The sequence below is a fragment of the Tissierella sp. MB52-C2 genome (genome assembly GCF_030931715.1).
Taxonomy (GTDB): Bacteria; Bacillota; Clostridia; order Tissierellales; family Tissierellaceae; genus Tissierella.
Genome location: NZ_CP133261.1, coordinates 2,097,637 through 2,117,996 on the forward strand (window position 1 = coordinate 2,097,637; position 20,360 = coordinate 2,117,996).

At 29.1% G+C, this 20,360-nt stretch carries 21 protein-coding genes and 2 riboswitches; of the genes, 6 read left to right on the plus strand and 15 right to left on the minus strand.

Features of this window, described 5'->3' with window-relative positions; translation table 11 throughout:
• Positions 1–163 precede the first annotated feature (163 nt).
• Together RBU61_RS10530 and asnB are read right to left on the minus strand one after the other, a co-directional pair.
• On the minus strand, positions 164–1,066 hold the full coding sequence (locus tag RBU61_RS10530) for a C39 family peptidase (protein WP_308875348.1): 903 nt from the start codon (positions 1,064–1,066) through the stop codon (positions 164–166).
• A 207-nt stretch (positions 1,067–1,273) separates the two neighbouring features.
• Positions 1,274–3,136 (minus strand): asparagine synthase (glutamine-hydrolyzing), encoded by a 1,863-nt coding sequence (gene asnB / locus RBU61_RS10535; RefSeq protein WP_308875349.1) that lies wholly within the window; start codon positions 3,134–3,136, stop codon positions 1,274–1,276.
• Between the two features lie 336 nt (positions 3,137–3,472).
• On the opposite strand from asnB, the gene RBU61_RS10540 reads away from it, so the two are divergent.
• Genes RBU61_RS10540 through RBU61_RS10550 form a run of 3 tightly spaced genes read left to right on the plus strand, consistent with a single transcriptional unit; the run spans position 3,473 to position 6,809 of the window.
• Complete coding sequence (locus RBU61_RS10540; protein WP_308875352.1) at positions 3,473–4,156, plus strand: response regulator transcription factor; 684 nt, start codon at positions 3,473–3,475, stop codon at positions 4,154–4,156.
• A 14-nt stretch (positions 4,157–4,170) separates the two neighbouring features.
• Complete coding sequence (locus RBU61_RS10545) at positions 4,171–5,631, plus strand: HAMP domain-containing sensor histidine kinase (protein ID WP_308875353.1); 1,461 nt, start codon at positions 4,171–4,173, stop codon at positions 5,629–5,631.
• An 11-nt stretch (positions 5,632–5,642) separates the two neighbouring features.
• Positions 5,643–6,809, plus strand: a complete 1,167-nt coding sequence (locus RBU61_RS10550; RefSeq protein WP_308875354.1) for a hypothetical protein — start codon at positions 5,643–5,645, stop codon at positions 6,807–6,809.
• Between the two features lie 208 nt (positions 6,810–7,017).
• On the opposite strand, the gene RBU61_RS10555 is transcribed toward RBU61_RS10550, so the two are convergent.
• From RBU61_RS10555 to thiD, 12 genes are all read right to left on the minus strand, one after another.
• Positions 7,018–7,884 (minus strand): 4Fe-4S binding protein, encoded by an 867-nt coding sequence (locus tag RBU61_RS10555; RefSeq protein WP_374212440.1) that lies wholly within the window; start codon positions 7,882–7,884, stop codon positions 7,018–7,020.
• Entirely contained in the window at positions 7,877–8,011 is a 135-nt protein-coding gene (locus RBU61_RS10560) for a CD1871A family CXXC motif-containing protein (RefSeq protein WP_308875355.1), read from the minus strand. Before RBU61_RS10560 ends, RBU61_RS10555 begins: the two co-directional genes overlap by 8 nt.
• A gap of 94 nt (positions 8,012–8,105) precedes the next feature.
• Entirely contained in the window at positions 8,106–8,999 is an 894-nt protein-coding gene (locus tag RBU61_RS10565; RefSeq protein ID WP_308875356.1) for a hypothetical protein, read from the minus strand.
• A 56-nt stretch (positions 9,000–9,055) separates the two neighbouring features.
• Positions 9,056–9,643, minus strand: a complete 588-nt coding sequence (locus RBU61_RS10570) for a TlpA disulfide reductase family protein (RefSeq protein ID WP_308875357.1) — start codon at positions 9,641–9,643, stop codon at positions 9,056–9,058.
• Positions 9,644–9,936: 293 nt separating this feature from the next.
• Entirely contained in the window at positions 9,937–10,167 is a 231-nt protein-coding gene (locus RBU61_RS10575; RefSeq protein WP_308875358.1) for a hypothetical protein, read from the minus strand.
• On the minus strand, positions 10,160–10,420 hold the full coding sequence (locus RBU61_RS10580) for a DUF6323 family protein (protein ID WP_308875359.1): 261 nt from the start codon (positions 10,418–10,420) through the stop codon (positions 10,160–10,162). The genes RBU61_RS10575 and RBU61_RS10580 overlap by 8 nt, the downstream gene beginning before the upstream one ends.
• A 272-nt stretch (positions 10,421–10,692) precedes the next feature.
• Positions 10,693–11,289 (minus strand): HutD family protein, encoded by a 597-nt coding sequence (locus tag RBU61_RS10585; protein WP_308875360.1) that lies wholly within the window; start codon positions 11,287–11,289, stop codon positions 10,693–10,695.
• Positions 11,290–11,575: 286 nt separating this feature from the next.
• On the minus strand, positions 11,576–12,394 hold the full coding sequence (locus tag RBU61_RS10590) for a MerR family transcriptional regulator (RefSeq protein WP_308875361.1): 819 nt from the start codon (positions 12,392–12,394) through the stop codon (positions 11,576–11,578).
• Positions 12,395–12,541: 147 nt separating this feature from the next.
• Positions 12,542–13,177: a thiamine phosphate synthase gene (thiE, locus tag RBU61_RS10595; RefSeq protein ID WP_308875362.1), complete on the minus strand. Its 636-nt coding sequence runs from the start codon at positions 13,175–13,177 to the stop codon at positions 12,542–12,544.
• Entirely contained in the window at positions 13,161–13,985 is an 825-nt protein-coding gene (gene thiM / locus RBU61_RS10600; protein ID WP_308875363.1) for a hydroxyethylthiazole kinase, read from the minus strand. The genes thiE and thiM overlap by 17 nt, the downstream gene beginning before the upstream one ends.
• Complete coding sequence (gene cytX, locus RBU61_RS10605) at positions 13,969–15,180, minus strand: putative hydroxymethylpyrimidine transporter CytX (RefSeq protein ID WP_308875365.1); 1,212 nt, start codon at positions 15,178–15,180, stop codon at positions 13,969–13,971. The genes thiM and cytX overlap by 17 nt, the downstream gene beginning before the upstream one ends.
• Positions 15,180–16,001, minus strand: a complete 822-nt coding sequence (gene thiD, locus RBU61_RS10610) for a bifunctional hydroxymethylpyrimidine kinase/phosphomethylpyrimidine kinase (protein ID WP_308875367.1) — start codon at positions 15,999–16,001, stop codon at positions 15,180–15,182. Before thiD ends, cytX begins: the two co-directional genes overlap by 1 nt.
• A gap of 79 nt (positions 16,002–16,080) precedes the next feature.
• Positions 16,081–16,179, minus strand: a riboswitch (TPP riboswitch).
• Between the two features lie 87 nt (positions 16,180–16,266).
• Positions 16,267–16,365: riboswitch (TPP riboswitch) on the minus strand.
• 264 nt (positions 16,366–16,629) lie between these two features.
• Between thiD and RBU61_RS10615 the strand changes: the two genes are divergently transcribed.
• Together RBU61_RS10615 and RBU61_RS10620 are read left to right on the plus strand one after the other, a co-directional pair.
• Positions 16,630–17,184: a sigma-70 family RNA polymerase sigma factor gene (locus RBU61_RS10615; RefSeq protein ID WP_308875368.1), complete on the plus strand. Its 555-nt coding sequence runs from the start codon at positions 16,630–16,632 to the stop codon at positions 17,182–17,184.
• The gene (locus RBU61_RS10620) at positions 17,177–18,103 is read left to right on the plus strand and encodes a hypothetical protein (protein WP_308875370.1); all 927 of its coding nucleotides are present in this window, start codon (positions 17,177–17,179) and stop codon (positions 18,101–18,103) included. The genes RBU61_RS10615 and RBU61_RS10620 overlap by 8 nt, the downstream gene beginning before the upstream one ends.
• A 322-nt stretch (positions 18,104–18,425) precedes the next feature.
• Here the strand turns inward: RBU61_RS10620 and RBU61_RS10625 are convergent, their stop codons facing one another.
• Entirely contained in the window at positions 18,426–19,781 is a 1,356-nt protein-coding gene (locus tag RBU61_RS10625; RefSeq protein ID WP_308875372.1) for a PLP-dependent aminotransferase family protein, read from the minus strand.
• Between the two features lie 118 nt (positions 19,782–19,899).
• On the opposite strand from RBU61_RS10625, the gene RBU61_RS10630 reads away from it, so the two are divergent.
• Positions 19,900–20,310 carry a GNAT family N-acetyltransferase gene (locus RBU61_RS10630; protein ID WP_308875373.1) on the plus strand — a complete coding sequence of 137 codons (411 nt, stop codon included), beginning with the start codon at positions 19,900–19,902 and terminating at the stop codon, positions 20,308–20,310.
• The last annotated feature ends 50 nt before the right edge of the window (positions 20,311–20,360 follow it).

Genomic DNA, 20,360 nt, shown 5'->3' on the forward strand with positions numbered 1-20,360 from the left:
TATATAATTTTTATTATCTTTTCAGAATAGCAGTTTATAAATATCTTTTAATTATATGAAAAAATCCCCCAAACCTAAGTTTGAAAGATCATATAACATAAAATAAAAATTGTTAAATCTAGTAACCTATAAAAAATTAAGTACCAAAAATAAATCGATTCTATTAAGATGTAAAAGTCCATAAATTTTTAGTCTGTTTCATAAAAATATCTATATCCCATGTTTGTTTACTCCTTTTCCTACTATCTGAATCATTTACTATTATTTTATTATTATTATCAACATCAGTTAATACAATAAAATGACCTGTAGTTGTAAAAGTTCCTGGTTCCATACTTGCTATTATAGGTTGTCCTTTTTTCAAAGTACTTAAAATAACAGACTCACTTAATGGTAGTTCTTTGCCATTAATTCCAAATTGTTTTGCTCCTTCAGTCATGAGAGTCCAGCTTGTCCCTACTCCTTCAACTAAATATCCATTTTGTTCACTAAAATCAGCTACAACCTTTGGATTAATATCTGTATTGCCTGTAAGGCCTACTATTACCATCGCTAAAGATGTGGGTCCACAACCATTAATAGCAATAAAATTTGAACCATATTTTTCATATCCCCATCTTTTATCCCATTGGATAAAAAGTGGAATTTTTCCTCCTTCATAATCTTTCTTTATAGATATTTTTTTATTTGAATACGGTTCATAATTAGGATAATCAGCAACAAAATCTATTACTTCTTCTTTTTGTGATGCTAACTCTAAAAGTTCTTCTGGATATAAACTTAAATCACGTAGAATTTTATTAGTCTTAGGATAATTTTTTGACATTTTTAATAAGTTTTGTATAGTCAAATCATTGGAATTTATTACTTCCTTTGGAATATCTTCTATTTCTGCATATTCATTTGTATTTAAGTCTTTTTTATTATTACTTATAGCTAATACATTAAATAACTTCTTGGCTCTTCCATATCCTATATATGTTATTAATAGTGCAAATACAATTAATAGTATTTGTCTTATTTTTCTCTTAACAATTCTTCTTTTCCTACTTCTTTTTGAACTCATAGTATATCTCCTTCTGCATAGTTAATTTATCTAAACCTATTCTTAAAATAATATTTAGGTTGTCGAATAAACAATAATTGTAAAAAACAAGTCATCACTTTAAAGACTTAGCTATGATTATAACATTAAATATTGATAGAGAAAACATTTATTATAAAATTTATGATCAGGTAAAATTATTAAATAATAGCTGTACAAATTCAGTTATTATAATATAAATTTATCTTGCGGTTTAAGGGTTTTATCTATATACAGCCTATACCAAATTATATATACTATAATAGTCCATACTTTTCTGCTGTAATTTCCTTTATCTTCTTTACAACATTGCAACATATATAAAGCTACTTGTGTATTTATCTCTTTAACTGGATTATTGCTAATCAATTCATATGCCCATTCATATAACTCATTTTTCAGCCATACTCTTATAGGTACTGGATATCCTAATTTTTTTCTGCTACAAATATAATCGGGTAAAATTTCTTTTGCTGCTTCTCGTAGCATATATTTAGTAGTAAATTTATTTATTTTTTCATCTTTATATAGGGTTTTTGCTAAATTAAACACTTCTAAATCTAAGAAAGGTACTCTTACTTCCAGTGAGTTTGCCATAGACATTTTATCAGCTTTTGTTAATATATCTCCTACCAACCAAGTATTAATATCTATATATTGCCTTTTGCATACATTATCTAAATGAGAAACATCTTGAAATAGTTTTCCTGTTACATCTTTAAAATTTACACTTTCATCATAATTAAATAGCAGGTCTTTTTTTTCTTCCTCTGTAAATATTCTTGCATTACCTACATATCTATCTTCTAAAGAAGTGCATATTCTTTCCAGGAAATTTTTACCTTTCATATGTTTTGGAATTGCTTTGCTTATTTTTAATAAAATAGATTTTATCCATGAAGGTAAATTTATAAAATATTTCAAAGATTCATCTTCAGTATAAATATTATATCCACCAAATATTTCATCTGCTCCTTCTCCTGATAAAACTACCTTAAATTCCTTACTTGCTATGTTACAAATATGGTATAAAGGAATAGCTGATGGATCCGCTATTGGACTATCCATATGGTAGATTATTTTCGGCAAATCCCTAATATAATCTTTATAACTTAACTTTACACATGTGTTTTTTATTCCAAACTCCTTACAAAACCTTTCTGCATATGGAGTTTCGTCATATCCTTCAACATCAAAACCTATTGAAAATGCTGTTAAATTTGGTGTTAACTCACTTGCTAGTTTTGTTACTATTGATGAGTCTATTCCAGATGATAAGAAGGTTGCCACAGGAACATCACTTATCATATGTCTTTTAACTGACTCTCTCATAGTTTCAAGTATTTCCTTTTTTAAATCTTCCTTATTATGCTCTTTGGGTTTTAATTCTACTTTATAATATCTAGTAATTACTGATTTTTGCCCAAGTTTCTTTTCAATAATATGGGATGGCGCTAATTCCTTAATACCCTGAAATAACGTTTCGTATCCAGGTATATATTGAAAAGTTAAGTATTGATTTAACTTTTCTGGCGTATAATTAAATTTTTCTTTCATAGGTAGTAAAGCTTTAAATTCAGAACAAGCATAAAGTTCTTCTTCATTTTCTAAGTAATATAAAGGCTTTATACCAAAGGGGTCTCTAACACCAATAAGTTTTTCTTCAACTTTATCATATATTATTATTGCAAACATCCCTCTTAGTTTTTTTGCAAATTCAATTCCTATTTTATCGTATAAAGAAGAAATAACTTCTACTTCTGAGTTTGTATTAAATTCATATCCTTCTTTAATTAATTCTTCCCTTATATCTATATAGTTATAAATTTCTCCATTAAATACAATGATATATTTGTCCTTAAAATTAAAGGGTTGAGTACCATTTTCTAAATCTACTATACTTAATCTTTTAAATTGTAATATTATATTATTATCTATATATTCTTCTGTGCTATCTGGGCCTCTATGAGCAATTATATTTCCACTTATTCTACATTGCTCCTTATCCAAATTGCAAATATTTTTCTTATATAATGTAATAAATCCACACATCTATAAACACTCCTTTTGTATCTATTATTCTTAAAATATACAAAATCTATTACTATTAATTTTCAAGTCTATGAACTTCTTATAATTAAGTTAAGTTTGTCTTAGTTAGAATATAGTATACAAATATATAAGATAAATATATAATTTGTAAAAAAAATGTATAATTTTTTATATATTTATAAAAATTAACGCATTTATTATAGAGAAACTTGTAAATTTTTAATAAAAACTTTAAATAATTTATTAAAAAACAAAAATTACCTTATTGATTATTTATTTAAATAATCTAATATTTTTTGATATAATATTTATAAAACATAATGGAGTGATAGAATCATGGAATATAAGAAAATTTTAATTATAGAAGATGAAATACCTATTGCAGATTTGCTTGCTTATGGATTAAAAAAAGCAGGATTTGATTGCAGAACATCTAATAATGGAGCAGAAGGGCTAAAACTTGTGGAAGAGTTTAATCCAGATTTATTATTACTTGATTGGATGCTTCCAGATGTATCAGGCATTGATATTTGTAAATTAATTACTGAAAAAAATAATATCCCCATAATAATGTTGACTGCTAAATCTGATATTGAAGATAAAGTATTAGGTTTAGAATTTGGAGCAGAAGACTATATAACCAAACCTTTCGATATGAGAGAAGTAGTAGCAAGGATTAAAACTATATTTAGAAGAGTATATTCATTTGATGAACAATCAATAGAAGAAAATAAAAAATATCAATTTGGAGATATAGAAATATCAGAAATAGAACATACAGTAAAAAAGAATGAAGAAATTATAGAATTAACCCCAAAAGAGTATGACCTATTATTAATTTTATATAAAAATAGAGGAAGAGTTTTTTCAAGAGATCAACTTTTAAACTCTATATGGGAATATGATTTTACAGGGGATACCCGAACTGTAGATATGCATATTCAAAGATTACGAAAAAAACTGGATTTAAATGATTTAATAAAAACAGTATTTGGCGTTGGCTATAAATTTATAAAGTAGGTGTATCTAGGAATATGAAAATAACTATTAGATTTAAATTGTTATTAGGACTTTTTGTTATATTTTCTATAGCTTTTCTAATACTTAATTTCTCTATAAAAAATCAAATAGATAAAAACAATGAAAATATAATAACTCAAGAATTGATTACTATTAAAGAAAATTGTAATGTATTTATAAGGCAAGGTTTTATGATTAATAATTATAATAATACAAAAATTTACTTTGAAAAGTCAGCTAAGGATATTTCAGAGGAACTTGTTACAGTTATAAACGCAGATATAGGAGTGTATTCTTTAAATGGTGAACTTATTTATTCCTCAAACAGAAAAAAATTTACAGACTCAAAACTTGAAGATATAAATAACGCAATCAATAGCAAAACATCCTATACAATAAAGCATAATCAGGATACTACAGAAATATATTTTTCTTATCCCGTAATAATTTCAGGGAATAAGGTAGGAATTTTAAGAATAATAAAAGATTATTCTATACTATATAATCAAGGATATAATATCATAAAATTTGTTTTATACGCTACCATAGTAATATTCGCTGTAGCTTTTCTCTTTTCTTATTTACTTTCAAAACATATTACAGTTCCTTTGCTAAAACTTACGAAAGCATCAACTGAAGCTGCAAGAGGTAATTTAGATATAGATATTGATATTAATAGAAAAGATGAGATAGGAGAACTATCGTCAAATTTTTCTATTATGATAAGAAAAATTAATGAACAAATAAATACAATTAAAAAGGATAAAGATGATCTTAAACATCTTATTAATCACAAAAAATATTTTTATGATAATGTAACACATGAATTAAAAACACCTCTCACATCTATTCTAGGATATACGCAAATGATAAAAGAAAATGGATTTACAGACAAAGATTTTTTTGACAAAGGTACTGATCATATTATTAATGAGAGCAAGAGACTTCATGATATGGTACTAGGCTTACTAGAAATATCTAAACAGACGAGTGATACAAAAGAAGATTTTTCGAAAATTGAAATAGGTAATCTATTAAAAAATATTTGTGAAGATATGTTTTTTAAGTCTCAAATGTATGAGAATAATATAGTGTACGAATTTGGAAAAAATATCCATGTCTATGGAAATAGTAATCAACTTAAACAAGTATTTATTAATATAATTGATAATGCAATAAAATATGGATTTCCAAAGTCAGATATTAAAGTTATTTCTCATATTGATAATAAGTTTGTATATATAGATGTAATAAATAGAGGGCATGGCATCTCTAGTGATGAGATTGATAAAATATTTACTCCATTTTATAGGACATATGAACAAAGAACAAAGGAAATAGGTAGCTGTGGATTAGGGCTTACGATTTCTTTAGAAATAATAAAGAGACATAAAGGTGATATAAAAGTACAAAGTGCTATTAATAAAGAAACTTCTGTTTCAGTTAAGTTACCTTTATATAATTTAAGGATTTAAAGGAGATTTCTATGAAAAACAATATTAAAAAAATTTTTTTTATAATTTTAACATGGTTAATCTGTAGTTTTGCATTAATATCATGTACTAAAAATCAGTATAAGACTATTACTATAGAAGAAAATAATCAAGAAAAGGATATAGATATTTCCCCTGAGAAGAAGTCAATATTTGAAATTAATAAAATTTATAAATATGATAATCTTAAATTAAATGAAAATCAATTATCTATTGAATTTTTAATTGGATGGTTTAATAATGAAAATATTGCTAGTGTTATTTATCAACATTCTAGTCCAAATAATGAAGTCAGTATAAATGAAAAGGATTATAAATATAGTTTTACAAATGAAGTTATTAAAATCGATGGTCCTAGAGATATAAGTCTATCTCTAGATGGAAATAAAGTAATTTATACAACAGAAGAAGAGGAATTGAAAATTTTCAATAAAGACTTAAATAAAAATAATATAATAACTAAATTAGATACATTGTACGATAGTATTACTGCTTTAAATTGGTCCAATAACAGTAGGTATTTATCATTTGCAATTGATTCATACTCTCGTAAAACTAGCACTTGCTATATATATGATACAACTAATAATATAATAAAAAAAATAAAATTAAAAGAATTTAGTTATTTTACTAAATTAGTTGTGTCAGATGATGGTACAAAAGGACTTTTGACTACAAAAGATTATGACCCTAGACATTCTGGTGATGTTTTTTCATTATATTTAATAGATTTAGATAAAAATACATTTAGTAGAAACGAAGAAAATAAATTAGCAACATTATCAAATGAACATGCTAAATTTATAGATTCTAATAAGATTTTATTCATAAATACACAAAGAAATTCATTAAACTTATATGATTTAGACTCTAAAAAATCAATAGAATTGGATAATAATGTAAAAGGTTTCGAAACATCTACAGATTTGAAGAATATAGTATATTCACAAGTTTTAAAACAAGATGACATAGATATATATGCTTGTAATATAAATGAAAATACTATTTCAAATAAAGAATTATTATACAAGGGTTTTATGCCTGTTAATATATATTGGTCACAAGATAATAAAAAGATATTATTAGCTGGTAAAACAAACTTAAGTTCAAGACCAGATTATACAGATATTAATGAATACTTAACAATTGAATTTAAATAATAGAAATGCTTTATTAAATTAACTGGTTGTGCTAGTTAATTTTATAGTAAAACTTATAAATTTAAAGTTCCAGCATATTATGTTATCATATTGTTCATTAGTCTAATAAGGCAACTGATAAGGGGATTATAAATATGCTGGAGCTTAACAAAACTTGTTCTAGAATTTGATTTAATTTTATCTTAATTAAATTAAATCCACAGAGGCTTCAGATACCTTTCTCAGTGCACTTAGTTTTTAAAAAATTAGGTTTAACACTTTTTATTGCTTTTTGTGGACAATTTGTAATACATTCTCCACATCTTATACATTCCAAACTATTTGGAGTTTTATTTACTTCCACCTGCATTTTACATTTTCTGCTGCACACACCGCAATTTGTACATTTATTTCTATCAACCTTCAATCTATATAAACTAACTGGATTGAATAATGAATAAATAGCACCAAGGGGACATATAAACCTACAGAATGGTCTGAAGATAATCATTGACAATATTATTGTAATTATCAACAATGTAACCTTCCAAGTATACAAAAACCCTATGGCATTTCTTAATGATTTATTTAATAAAACCAGAGGAATACCACCTTCAAGTGTTCCTACTGGACATATAAATTGACAGAATGTAGGTTTGCCCATTCCAATAATATCAACGAAAAACATTGGAAGTAAAAGCACAAATACTACTAATATTAAATACTTTAAATATTTTAATTTGTCAAAACTTTTGTTTAATTTTAGTTTGGGCACTGGAATCTTATGTATCAGATCTTGAATCAATCCGAATGGACATAACCATCCACATACAAATCTACCCATTATACTTCCAATTAACATTAAAAAGCCAACTATATAGAAAGAAAACTGATGTTTCACTCCACCAACAACTGCTTGAAGGGATCCTATAGGACAACTTCCAAGAGCACCAGGGCAAGAATAGCAATTTAGTCCAGGAACACATATTTTTTTCAAATTGCCAGTATAAATTTTTCCAGATGAAAAACCCATTAAATTAGCATTTGTAATAATAGATGTTAATATTTGAACCTTTCTTCTTAGTTTCTTAGCCAATTCCTATGCACTCCAAACATATATTAATGGCTTTCTTAAAAACTTCGTTTACCTCACCTCTATAAATACCTATGCTAATAAATAAGAGACTAGTTAAAACTAAAACTATACTAATAATTTTTCTCATATTATAACAACCTTCCTATGAAAATGGATAGCTACATTACAATAACTATCCATCTTTTAAATAAATTAGAATTACATATTTTGCATTATTATTTCTACAAATCTCCAGCTTCCTTATTATTCGGATCATATTTGAAAATGATCTCATCAAATTTTTGATTAGTTTTCACTGTATATTCAATAGAATTGCTATCTACGAGCTTACCTTCCTTAAAGGACTTCTGTTCTTCTTTCAACAGTATGCCTGTTTCAGCGTCATACCAATATCCACTCTCACTCTTGAATTTATTTCCATTCTGATCAATGTCTTCATATATACTGAGTGAATACAATACTTTTTTGCCATTATAATCAATAGTTTTAAAATCTCCTGACAGTGCATTATTACTTAGTGTAAAAAATCCGTATTGATAAGAATTATTTACTAAACCTTTTTGTGTACATTTTGTAGTCTTTTTAAGGAGATCCTTATCAGTTTCATAATAATAATTTATATCTTCATCTTTATTATATAATCTCAAGTATGCTAGTTTTCCAACATTATACTGCTCCCAACGATAATTACCATCTTGCCAGTATTCTTTTATAATGATTTTATCAGCTTCAGTTCCTTCACTATTGATTACACTCTCTACATAAAAGCTACTACCACAGAAAGCATCAGATTTTCTGTTTAAATCCTTCATTATTGGTAAGTTTTTTTCAACTTTTTCTGTAAATTTCTTTATTCTCTCATCGTTAGCAAAATCTTTATTTTTAGCTATTTCCTTATTTAAGTTGTCAAGAAAATCATTGTATCTTTTGTCTAAACCATCCTCTGTTTTTACACCATTTTCCATACTTGAATTATTAGCATTAACCTCTTTAGATGCAGTAGTATCATTTGATGTACCTTTATCAACAGTTTTATTTGAGCATCCTGAAATTCCTATAGTCAGTATGACGGCAACTATTATAATTGAAAATATTGACTTTCTATTTCTTAACAAAACTATCACTCCTTAAATCATATTATTAAATTTGTTTGTACTTCTATTTCCTTCTGCTATTTTAGTTTTTCCAATGCTTCGTCAATTAGTTTCATGTACTCTTCTTTTGTCCTTGCACCACTTATTATTTCCCCTACAACATCTCCATTGCTGCCAACCAGCAAGGATGTAGGAAAGCTTCCACATAATGACATGAAGTCATCATAAAACTTTTCATCAGGTACAATATTAGTGAATGTCACATTAGTTTTATTGAGGATTTCCTTAACTGCCTCTTCATTTTTCATTCCATCCTCAACTACTCCAACTACATTTACACCTTTATCCTTTACTTCCTCATACAATTTTCCTAGATCTGGTAGTTCTGCCACACATGGTGAGCACCAAGTTCCCCAGAGATTGATAAGTGTAAGTTTACTATCTTTAAATATTTCACTGCTTACTTCCTTGCCATAAACATCTGTGGATTTGAATTGTGGTATAGTTTTTAGTGTCTCTAATGAGATAATTTCTGTTTCTTCCTTTTCTGGAGCTTTTGCAGCCACATCATCTTTGTTCTCCGGCCTTTTCCCACATCCTACCATACCTGTACAAATGATTAATATAATTGCAAAAACTGCACTCTTTTTTAAAATGCTATTCATCACAATACTCCTTTCATGTTGATATCATCCAACTATTTTGCTATTTTCTTTCCATTGGACTGGTATGATTATATAAGGACCATGTATATAAAATTTATTTAATTTGTAAATAAAATGTATCATTTTTCATTTAACTTGAAGATTAGTATTTTTTATTGTCAGAACTCCACTTCATGTCAAAACAATGTAAAGTTCTTTCTTTTACTTTCTCTATCTTCTATATTTTTAAAAAAGAAAGTATTATGCTATTTTTATCCTTTGGCATATTCTAATTAGATAAAATCAATTCAACATTATCCCATTTTCTTTTTTAAATTTATTAAAGGATGCTTAAGATAGGACTTCATCATATTAATCCCTGATACCTCAATATCTACATCAATTTCATGAGTAGAATTATAAATACAAGCCTTTAAATATCCAATTCTATGCCTAATCTCCTTCTCCCTATTAGCTGCTTTAAATTTATTTACAGCGTGTTCTATTATAAAAAAGTTTAGATTCCCTACATCTCCTTTAAGCATATCTACAGGAATAATAGATAAGAACCTGCCCCTTCTGCATAGTATCCATTTTCATATGACATCCTGCACATACTCCAAATTCAATCCGCCCATTGGTTTTTAATGCTAGAGCACGAGTTTCAACTAGTTCAACAGCATCATGATGGGATAAAGTCAGCCTAAACTGAGCAGTAAAATCATTATATCTTTCTATTTCTGTCACAGCTTGTTTTAGTATTAAGGATGAACCTAAGCTAGTTATTCCGAATAACAAAATAAATCTTCTCCTATAATAAATTAATTTTATTTTTTTAAATATCCTATTAACATGCATATTTAAATATGTTACGGTAAAAGTGTATGATTGTTTTTTTGATTTATTGCGTATCTTATATAATCTTATGTACAAATATAAAAAGCAATCAAATAATTACGCGAACAGTTATGTTCGTTTTTTAATTATTTGATTGCTTTTATTGTTATTCTTGTATATCAATAAACAAAGACATAATATCTAAAATACACCAAATGCTCTTCTATGCTTAATTATATATATACCTTTGCTATTAAAATATTAGCTGGATTTTCAGATCTTAGTTTTAGATTTAGAGTATTGTTATTAGATCTAACTAGAAGAGTCTGAAATGGGCTAATAGGATTTGTATCTCCCTTGATATCAACATATATCTCATTATCCCAAGCATATATAAAATAAAAAGCTTCCTTAAAATCAGAAGAAATTTCTTCTACCACTAAATGTTCCTTATCTATATAAATACTCTCAAGTTGTCCTTCAGCTCCATTCCTAAGCATCAAATTAAAATCTCTTGCCATACCATAACTAGTAGTATCTATTCCCCCATCAAATTCGTATACTTCAAAGGGCTTTAGATTGATATATTCTTTATGATTATGTGTTAATTTAAGCTCATTATCAAGTGGTGTGATAAATCTATTTACCCCTTCTAATTTAGTAAACTCTGATTTTTCTAATTCTACTGTAGCAGAGCTTAATCTGAATTTAAAATTAAACTCCTTATAATTTGAACCTTCTGGATAGATAAATAATTGAGTAGTCTTCCCTCCTGACCATTCCGCTGTTATATAGTCATCTTCTTTAATTAGTCTTGTCTTAATCTCCATTTTATTCTCCTTATTATTTTGATAGTCTTGCACACCGATACATGGGATTTTATATTAAAATGCGCTGCTGCCTGACGTGCTGAAGAACTTATACTATGCATCTATTCTATAACAGATAATTTGAAATCGCCACTATAAGTTTGATTTTTAACTGATAATCTTTCCAACCTATGCTGACGATATGCCACTACCCATTTTGTACATTACTTTTATTTATATGACATTTCTTGGCAATAAAAAAATCGTCCGTATGTTATAGCATACGGACGATTTTTATCATTTCATTTTATTTCTTTTTCACAGGGTAGCATACTTCCGTTACCCACTCTTCAGGATTCTGTGTTTCATAGGGACTGACATGGTAAATACAGAAGGACAAACCATTAAATTCATATCCATTATCTCGAATCCAGTTAGCTACAGCTTCATTCACCCCTATAACTTGGTCATAACTTCCCTTGTAAGTAGCTGATGCAATTTGAATAGGAGCAACGGTCTTAAATTTAACATTTTCAGTGTCCTCATAATTTCCACGCACCGATTTCTGAACTTCTACATCTACTCCGCTTTCCTTATACTCTCCATCATGAAAGATAGCTAAAGTATAGCATGGATCACCATTTTGCATATGAAGAGATGCTGTTTCTTCCATGAGAATATTCCAAAGCATTCCTTCCTGATCATAGCTAGGAATTATCTTACGTACACTTGCCACATATCTTTCTGGAAGTTCTTTTAACGTTACATTATAATTCATTGTCTTATCATCCTTTCCAAGTCTCTGAATAGTAGTGTCAATAAGCAGTAAACGTCGATTGATTTCCTCCGCTTGTTCTCGAATTTCTGTCTGTTTTAACAATAAATATTCCTTTAGAGCCTGTGGATTTTCATAACTTTTCAGTATTTTAGAAATAGATGTCAGGCTAAATCCCATGTCTTTTAGTGCATTAATACGGCCTGCAAGAGGCAATTGTGCTTCACTGTAATATCTATAACCTGTAAAATCATCTATACTCTCGGGAACAAGTAAACCAATCTCATCATAATGACGTAGCATTCTTATACTGATCATTGATAGTTTTGAAAAATCACCTATTTTTAACATTTATCTTACCTCACATATATGTGTTTTTTGAGCTCAATTACAGTATAAAGTATACCATAGTGTAAGAGTCAACAAATAATTTTAAAATTATCTGTTGACTCTTACACTATACTATCTAAATCAAATATACATCTCTAAAAGCAGTCATTAATTTTTTCCTTTCTTAAATATACTTTTTAACTCCTTAGCCGCCTCTTTTATATCTGGTTGCGAAATAATAGCTGATACCACTGCAAGTCCATGGATCTCTATGCCTTCAAATTTTGGTATTGTAGTTTTATTAATTCCCCCAATCACCACAATAGGCAGTTCAATATGTTCTCGTATTCGTGCGAGTTCATCTATGGATGTAAGCTTTGCATCTGTTTTCGTACCAGTTGTAAACATTGCTCCGACACCAAGATAGTCCGCATCCTCTGACTGCGCCTTTATTGCTTCTTCAAAGGTAGATGCAGATACACCAAGAATTTTATTGTCACCAATTAATTTTCTTGCAATGGTTGCAGGTATGTCACTCTGACCAATATGTACACCGTCGGCATCCACCGCCAATGCAATATCAATTCGGTCATTAATGATTAATGGAATCTGATATCTATCTGTAATTTCCTTTATCTTCATTGCTATTTCAAAAAACTCCAAAGATGAGCAATTTTTCTCTCTCAGTTGTATTACAGTACACCCACCTAAAATAGCTTGCTCTACAGCAGTTTCCAATTTTTCTGTACTCATAAGTTCCCTATCTGTTATAAGGTAGAGTGTATAATCAATATTTGGCTTCATCTATCTTCGCCCTTTCTAGAAAATATGTGCTGTTCATATTTGATAAAGCATCAATAATGCCAATATGAAAACTACCTGTTCCCATTTCTCTAGTTTTTACAAAGGAAATATCACCAGCGATTCCCATTAAAGTAATTCCTATAACCGTTGCTGTATAATAATCCTTTGTTATACCACAGAAACTACCTACAAGTGCAGATGTCATACAGCCTGTACCAGTAACCTTGGAAAGCATTTTATGCCCATTGGCTATTCTAGTAACCCGAATTCCATCTGAAACAATATCTACCTCTCCTGTAATCCCCACAACACAAGAATATTTATTCGCCACCGATTTCGCAATAGCTTCTGCATCATTTTTTTCATCTGCTTTTGAAGTATCAACTCCTTTTGTAGAAACACTTAGTCCAGCTACAAAAGAAATCTCTGACAAGTTTCCACGAATTACATCTATTTTTACTTCTGAGAGAATTTTATATGTTGTTTTGTTTCGCAGTGAGGATGCACCTGCTCCAACAGGATCTAAAACTACGGGAATATGAAGTTCATTGGCTTTTATTCCTGCCCTAATCATAGAAGCAACAGTTCGTTGATTTAAAGTTCCTATATTAATTACAAGAGCAGAAGATATTGAAACAATTTCTTCTACTTCTGCAACATCATCTGCCATAATAGGAGATGCCCCCATTGCCAAGATCGCATTTGCACAATCATTTACTGTAACATAATTAGTGATATTATGAATAAGTGGACTTTTTATCCTGATTTCATGGAGTAAATCCGCACAAGCATTAGTTAGATAATTCATTAATACTCCCAGCCTTTCTTTTATTTATAATAAAGCATATAAAGCCCATTGCTACCATTACAGGTAACGTGATTCCTATAATAGAGTTATAAGGCATAAGTAAACGATAAACGATAAATCCAATCACCCATAAAATTATGTTTCTTATGCTATGAGAGTGACTAGGGTCTATATCTTTTTTATGCAACAGAAAATAATCCACAAACAGGATGGCAAATAAGGGTGCAAATACAGAACCTATAAGATATAAAAAATTCTCATATTGGCTAATAGGCACAAACATAGCAAGTAATGAGCCTACGACACATGCAATAACAGCAGCAAACTTTTCATTTACCTTTTTACTTAAATTAGCTGTACTTACTCCTGCAGAATAAACATCGAGAAATGTAGTGGTAACTGTAGAAAATAGAACAATTACAAGAGCAATCAAGCCAAGTCCTGCAGACATTAATATGGATGTAATATCCGATGTACCAGTGTAAATTGCTGCACCGAGTCCAATTACAAACATCACTGTACTACCAACAAAATAACTTATTACACTCCACAAAGTACCTGTGATTTTCTTCTCCAACTTTCTTGTATAATCAGAAATAAGAGGAAGCCAAGAAAGGGACATAGCTACATTAAGTTCAACCGCAGTACCAAAGCTCATAGCTTCTTCCACTACATTTACTCCACTAGTATTTTTGAAAACCGTGAAACCGAGAATAATTGTAAATATAAACAAGACCGTCATCACCACAGTATTTAATTTTGACAGATTTTTAATACTAATTACTACCCAAATACAAATAAGCAATCCAATAACTATACACCATAGCTTTTCATTTTGATAGCCCCAAAGATGATTTGTAATTCCATCAAATGCCTTTGCCCCGTTAATAATCATAATTGCAGTCCAACCAAGAAGCTGTAATATGTTAACCCAAGAGAATCCAAATGAACCATATTTACCAAAAGAAATACGAACAGATTCAGCGGCAGAAAGACCAGTTTTTGCACCAATCAGTCCCGCTGGAAAAAGTATAGCACCTCCAATTACATGACCAATAATAATAGCCCAAATACCTTGGACTAGTCCCAATGGAGCAAGTAAAGCTCCTGTCATAATTTCAGCAATAGATACCGCTGCACCAAACCATAATAATATTTGACTAAAGGTAGATACCTGTTGATTTTCATTTTTCATTATAAATCTCCTTTACTTTCCTTGATGTTCAAACCATTTTTATATAGGTCATAAAAATGATGTGTTGGTCCATTACCCTTACCAATGTTTAAGGAATGCTCAATTGCTGTTGTAATATATTTTTTAGCCTGTTCTACAGCAACAGGCATAGACATACCATGTGCAAGATTGGATGCAATAGCCGAAGAGAAAGTACAACCTGTCCCATGAGTATTTTTTGTATTTATACGCTGGGTTTCAAAATAATAAAACTCTTTACCATCATATAAAATATCCAGTGCATCTCCAATAGCATGGCCACCTTTAACAAGAACATTTTTACACCCCATATCATAAATAAGCTTTGCTGCTATTTTCATATCTTCTGTGCTTCTTATCTGAATATTTGATATCTTCTCAGCCTCTGGGATATTAGGTGTAAGTAAATCAGCATAAGGTAGTACAACCTTGATTAATGTATCTATGGAATCGGGGTCCATAAGTGGGCAACCATTTTTCGCATACATTACAGGATCAATTACAACATTACACGGCTTATATTGCTCAAGTTTTCTTGCTACTGCCTCCATACAAAGTTGTGTAGACAGCATACCAATTTTCACAGCATCAACTTCAATATCCTCGAATACTGCATCAATCTGTTTTTCAATCATATCTGGAGTAACATCTTGTATATCGATAACACGACTTGTGTTCTCTGCTACTACTGAAACAATGACACTCATTCCAAATACTCCATGTGCTGAAAATGTTTTTAAATCTGCTTGTATACCAGCACCTCCACTACAGTCTGATCCAGCAATACTAAGTACCTTTTTCATTGAAACTCCTCCCTTTATTCTTTATATAAAATAAATTAGGGTACTTCTCTATATGGAGAAGCACCCTAATCAAATACAATAATGTAAGTGATTTGCTTCCCTACGTTGGTATTAACCAACAGGTTCAAAGGGTCAGGTTTTACCTTCTCAACTATTTCTAGTCCCCCCGCAAACATTGACTATATTCATTTTTATACTTAATAACCCTATCTTAAATAATAATAGGGTACTTCTCTACACAGAGAAGCACCCTAATCAAATACAATAACGTAAGTGATTTGCTTCCCTACGTTGGTATTAACCAACAGGTTCAAAGGGTCAGGTTTTACCTTCTCAACTATTTCTAGTCCCCCCACAAACATTAACTATATTGAGTATATCTTATAATAATAACATAATCAAGGTACAAAATATAATTTTATCCCTAACTTTATTTATAGACTGATTGCTATTTTCAACAATTATAGTCCTACTATCATCAGATATTAGATTTAAAAAATTATCTAAATAAGTATAATTACTCTTTAAGATATAATTCAACAATCACATATATAAAAATAATATACTAAATATATAATTTAATAAAACTTTTTCATCTATATAATTGTCTAATAGATAGATAATAAAAATGAGCTCATATTTTATTCTCAAGGAGGTGGTTATACTGGAAAAATTAGTTCTTAAAGCAATAAAAGGAGATGGTGAGAGTTTTGGCCTTCTTATAAATAGCAAAAAAGAAGATTTATATAGAATTGCATATAGCTATGTACACAATGAACAAGATGCACTTGATATTATAGGAGAAGCAGTCTATAAAGCTTATATATCAATAGGCAAGTTAAAACATCCAGAATATTTTAATACATGGCTTGTTCGTATAGTCATCAATTGTGCTATCAATTTTATAAACAAATCTAAAAGAATTTTATATCTAGATAATAAGGCTATAGAAAATTTAAATAATGAAAAAAATGATATTGTGGAAACCATTGACTTAAAAGAAGCCTTAGAGAAGTTAGACTCTAATTATAAAATTGTCATAATACTAAGATACTCTCAAAACTTAAAGTTGAAAGAAATAGCTGAAATTCTAGAACTTCCTTTAAGTACAGTAAAAACTCGGCTTTATAAGGCAATAGAACTTTTGAAAATAGAACTTAAGGAGGGCGAAGATTTTGAATAATAATACGGATGATTTGAAAAAAATTTATTCAGATATAAAGATACCTGATGCCTTAAACGATACAATTAACAATTCAATAATAAAGGGAGAAAATTATATGAAAAAAAATAATAAAAGTAAGAAAAAAATAATTAATAGCTTTATATCAGTAGCTGCGGCAGTTGGAATATTTACTCTTAGCATAAACATTTCCCCATCCTTTGCAAATAGCCTTGAAGGTGTTCCTGTTTTAGGGACACTAGTTAATATACTTCAATTTAATAATGGAAGTTCTCAAGGAGGTAAAATAACTGATGGGATTGATGTAAATTTTATATCTCTAGACCAAAAAAAAGATTCTGATATTATCACAATAAACTTTGATGGCTTTAATAAAGAAAACCAAGAAATAGCACCATCTTTTAATGTGGATTATAAGGAAGCACCTTTTACAATGACATTTTCTATATCTGGTGCAAGAGGTCTTTCAGCTAGTAAGTACTTTGAAGAGTTAAAAAAGAGTGAATATATCCAAGATATTTATGAATTAATGACTTTAGATGACTCTGCACAAAGATTTAACATAGTATTTAATCAACCAATTGATTTCAAAATAGAGGAATATAAGAATCCCGCTTATATAAAAATACAAATTTCAAAAAATACAGAGAAAGTTTCAGAACAAAAAATATATTCAATAAGAACTGGTTCTTATGAAAAAGGAGAAGAATTTGCTCTTCTTGAAGAAATGTTATTTGAAATAGAAGATCTTAGAATTTTAAAAGATAGCAATGAAACATATTTATATGAACTAGGTCAATATAATTCAGATAAAGAAGCACAAGAAAAATTGAAAGAGTACAAAGATACTTTTAATAATAGTATAGATATATACGTTGAAGAAAGAACTATGGACAAGGTCCCTCAAAGTATAAAATAGTAAAGAAGTAATATTTAAGAATATATACTATATTCAGGGATGAGGCTTAATTAAACTTCATCCCTTGATTTACCTGTACACATATTTATTATATTTAGTTTATCTCTTATTTTCATTAATCTATGGAGTATTCACCTATAAATGTTTACTTTAACATCTGCTTCAACTGGGGCAATCTCAATAATTATAACAAAATTGCTAGAAGATAAATATCCAAATTATAAATTATGGAAAATCTTTCTTGGAATTCTTATTGTACAAACTATAATTTCTATAGTAATGGTACCTACATTTATATCATTAAGCACTGGTAAAAATACCATCATTTCCCTTCAGCTGCTATAACTGAAATTATAGTAGCCAAAGCATCTATATTTTCTTCTGGAACACCAGATATACAAAGCCTTATGTAGTTACAATTCTTCTGATTTTTCTCTTTAGACAATTCTTCGGGGAAGAATTCTGATGCTGCTTTTACAAGAATCCCATGATCTTTAAGTTTCTTTTCAAATTCTACAGCCTCTATATTCTCAGGCAGATGAAGCCATATAAATATTCCATGTTCTGGAACATACCAACTGAGGCCTTGTGGGCTTAATGATTTAACAATTTCAGATACCTTTTTAAGCTTAGTTTCATAAGATTTTTTAACTTTTTTAATATGTTTTTCATACATTCGTGATTTTATAAAAATATCTAATGCTGCTTGTGGGATTTTTGATGTATTCAAGTCACTAATATGCTTAATATTAATCACTTCTTCAATTATAGACTCTGGAAGTACTGCTGCCCCCATCCTTATTCCAGGCATGAAAGTCTTTGAAAAGCTTCGTATATAAATAGTACGTTTACTTATATCATAATAATGTATTGGCATAGAACCTTTTCTTGAGCCTAGATCTGCTAAATAGTCATCTTCTATAATAAACACATTATATTTACAAGAGAGTTCAGCAATTTTCTGCTTGTCTTTTTCAAAAAGAGTATAGCCAGTGGGATTATGATGTCTTGGCATGATATAAAAGGCAGTAATTTCACTTGACTTAAATATCATTTCCATTTCTTTATAGTCAAAACCATCAACTCTCCTTTCAATTCCTATAATATCAATCCCTAAGTGGTCTGCCAACTTTAAAGCAAGATTGTATGTAGGAGATTCAACAAGTAATTTACCTTTGCTTTTCCTAAATAGATAGTGGAACACTAATCCTATAGCCTGCTGTGCCCCATGGGTAACTATTATCCTTTCAGCAGTAGTATACACTCCGTCCTTCTCGAATTCATACTTCAATGTATCCCTCAAAGAAGATAGTCCACCACTAGATTCATATCCAAACAATGTATTTTTATACATATCAACTGCCTTATTCATTACATGAGTAAATTCTCTATATGGAATAAGTTTTTCATCTGGCTTAACTGTCCTAAAATCCACCTCTTCCTGTACTACTCTTAAGTTTTCTTCAGAATCAATCAAGTAAAAACCTCCACGGGGAATACTATATACTTTATGTTCCCTTTCCAATTGGTTGTATGCCTTATTGACAGTTATTTTATTGATAGAAAGGTATAAAGATACTTCTCTGCAACTGGGAAGTCGCTGACCATTTTTTATTCTCCCATCCTTAATTTCTCTAAATATAAAATCCTTCACTATCTCAACTTTACTTTTTTTCATCATTTTCACCTCTACACTGAATTTTGTAATAGTACAGAATGAATTTCAGATAATTGAACTACTATATTTTTCATTATATACTTAACTTACAATAATTCAATATATTGGAGGTAATAAAATGAACAACCTTGAGTATTATATCTCTACTGATAAATCAAAATTAAATATTGAAGCAATGAATTCATTGCTCAGACAATCTTATTGGGCTAATGAAAGAACTGAGGAAACCATATTTAAATCAATTGAAAACTCCATCTGTTATGGAGTATATAAAAATGAAGAGCTAATTGGATTTGGTAGAGTTGTTACAGACTATTCTACAGTTTATTGGATTTGTGACATAATCATTGATATAAATCATCGAAACAATGGTTTAGGGAAAAAACTGATGGAAAATATCATGGCAACTAAAGAATTGGAAGGACTGCTGGGTATTTTAGCTACTCAAGATGCACATGGATTATATGAGCAATATGATTTTGTTAAGGAACCCCATAAATTTATGATGAAAAAAAGGACTAGATTGTAAAGACTTAAAAACTAATTCCCATTAATGTTGACGAATAAGAATCGTAATTA

What these genes read in the sequence shown, in the direction of transcription:
- RBU61_RS10575 (WP_308875358.1), bottom strand. Translation starts at nt 10,167, where the DNA reads ATGCTTAAAGGAGATGTAGGGAATCTAAACTTTTTTATAATAGAACAC.
- RBU61_RS10590 (WP_308875361.1), bottom strand. Translation starts at nt 12,394, where the DNA reads ATGTTAAAAATAGGTGATTTTTCAAAACTATCAATGATCAGTATAAGA.
- RBU61_RS10540 (WP_308875352.1), top strand. Translation starts at nt 3,473, where the DNA reads ATGGAATATAAGAAAATTTTAATTATAGAAGATGAAATACCTATTGCA.
- thiD (WP_308875367.1), bottom strand. Translation starts at nt 16,001, where the DNA reads ATGAAAAAGGTACTTAGTATTGCTGGATCAGACTGTAGTGGAGGTGCT.
- thiM (WP_308875363.1), bottom strand. Translation starts at nt 13,985, where the DNA reads ATGAATTATCTAACTAATGCTTGTGCGGATTTACTCCATGAAATCAGG.
- asnB (WP_308875349.1), bottom strand. Translation starts at nt 3,136, where the DNA reads ATGTGTGGATTTATTACATTATATAAGAAAAATATTTGCAATTTGGAT.
- RBU61_RS10585 (WP_308875360.1), bottom strand. Translation starts at nt 11,289, where the DNA reads ATGGAGATTAAGACAAGACTAATTAAAGAAGATGACTATATAACAGCG.
- thiE (WP_308875362.1), bottom strand. Translation starts at nt 13,177, where the DNA reads ATGAAGCCAAATATTGATTATACACTCTACCTTATAACAGATAGGGAA.
- RBU61_RS10560 (WP_308875355.1), bottom strand. Translation starts at nt 8,011, where the DNA reads ATGAGAAAAATTATTAGTATAGTTTTAGTTTTAACTAGTCTCTTATTT.
- RBU61_RS10545 (WP_308875353.1), top strand. Translation starts at nt 4,171, where the DNA reads ATGAAAATAACTATTAGATTTAAATTGTTATTAGGACTTTTTGTTATA.
- RBU61_RS10625 (WP_308875372.1), bottom strand. Translation starts at nt 19,781, where the DNA reads ATGAAAAAAAGTAAAGTTGAGATAGTGAAGGATTTTATATTTAGAGAA.
- cytX (WP_308875365.1), bottom strand. Translation starts at nt 15,180, where the DNA reads ATGAAAAATGAAAATCAACAGGTATCTACCTTTAGTCAAATATTATTA.
- RBU61_RS10615 (WP_308875368.1), top strand. Translation starts at nt 16,630, where the DNA reads ATGAGCTCATATTTTATTCTCAAGGAGGTGGTTATACTGGAAAAATTA.
- RBU61_RS10530 (WP_308875348.1), bottom strand. Translation starts at nt 1,066, where the DNA reads ATGAGTTCAAAAAGAAGTAGGAAAAGAAGAATTGTTAAGAGAAAAATA.
- RBU61_RS10630 (WP_308875373.1), top strand. Translation starts at nt 19,900, where the DNA reads ATGAACAACCTTGAGTATTATATCTCTACTGATAAATCAAAATTAAAT.
- RBU61_RS10570 (WP_308875357.1), bottom strand. Translation starts at nt 9,643, where the DNA reads ATGAATAGCATTTTAAAAAAGAGTGCAGTTTTTGCAATTATATTAATC.
- RBU61_RS10550 (WP_308875354.1), top strand. Translation starts at nt 5,643, where the DNA reads ATGAAAAACAATATTAAAAAAATTTTTTTTATAATTTTAACATGGTTA.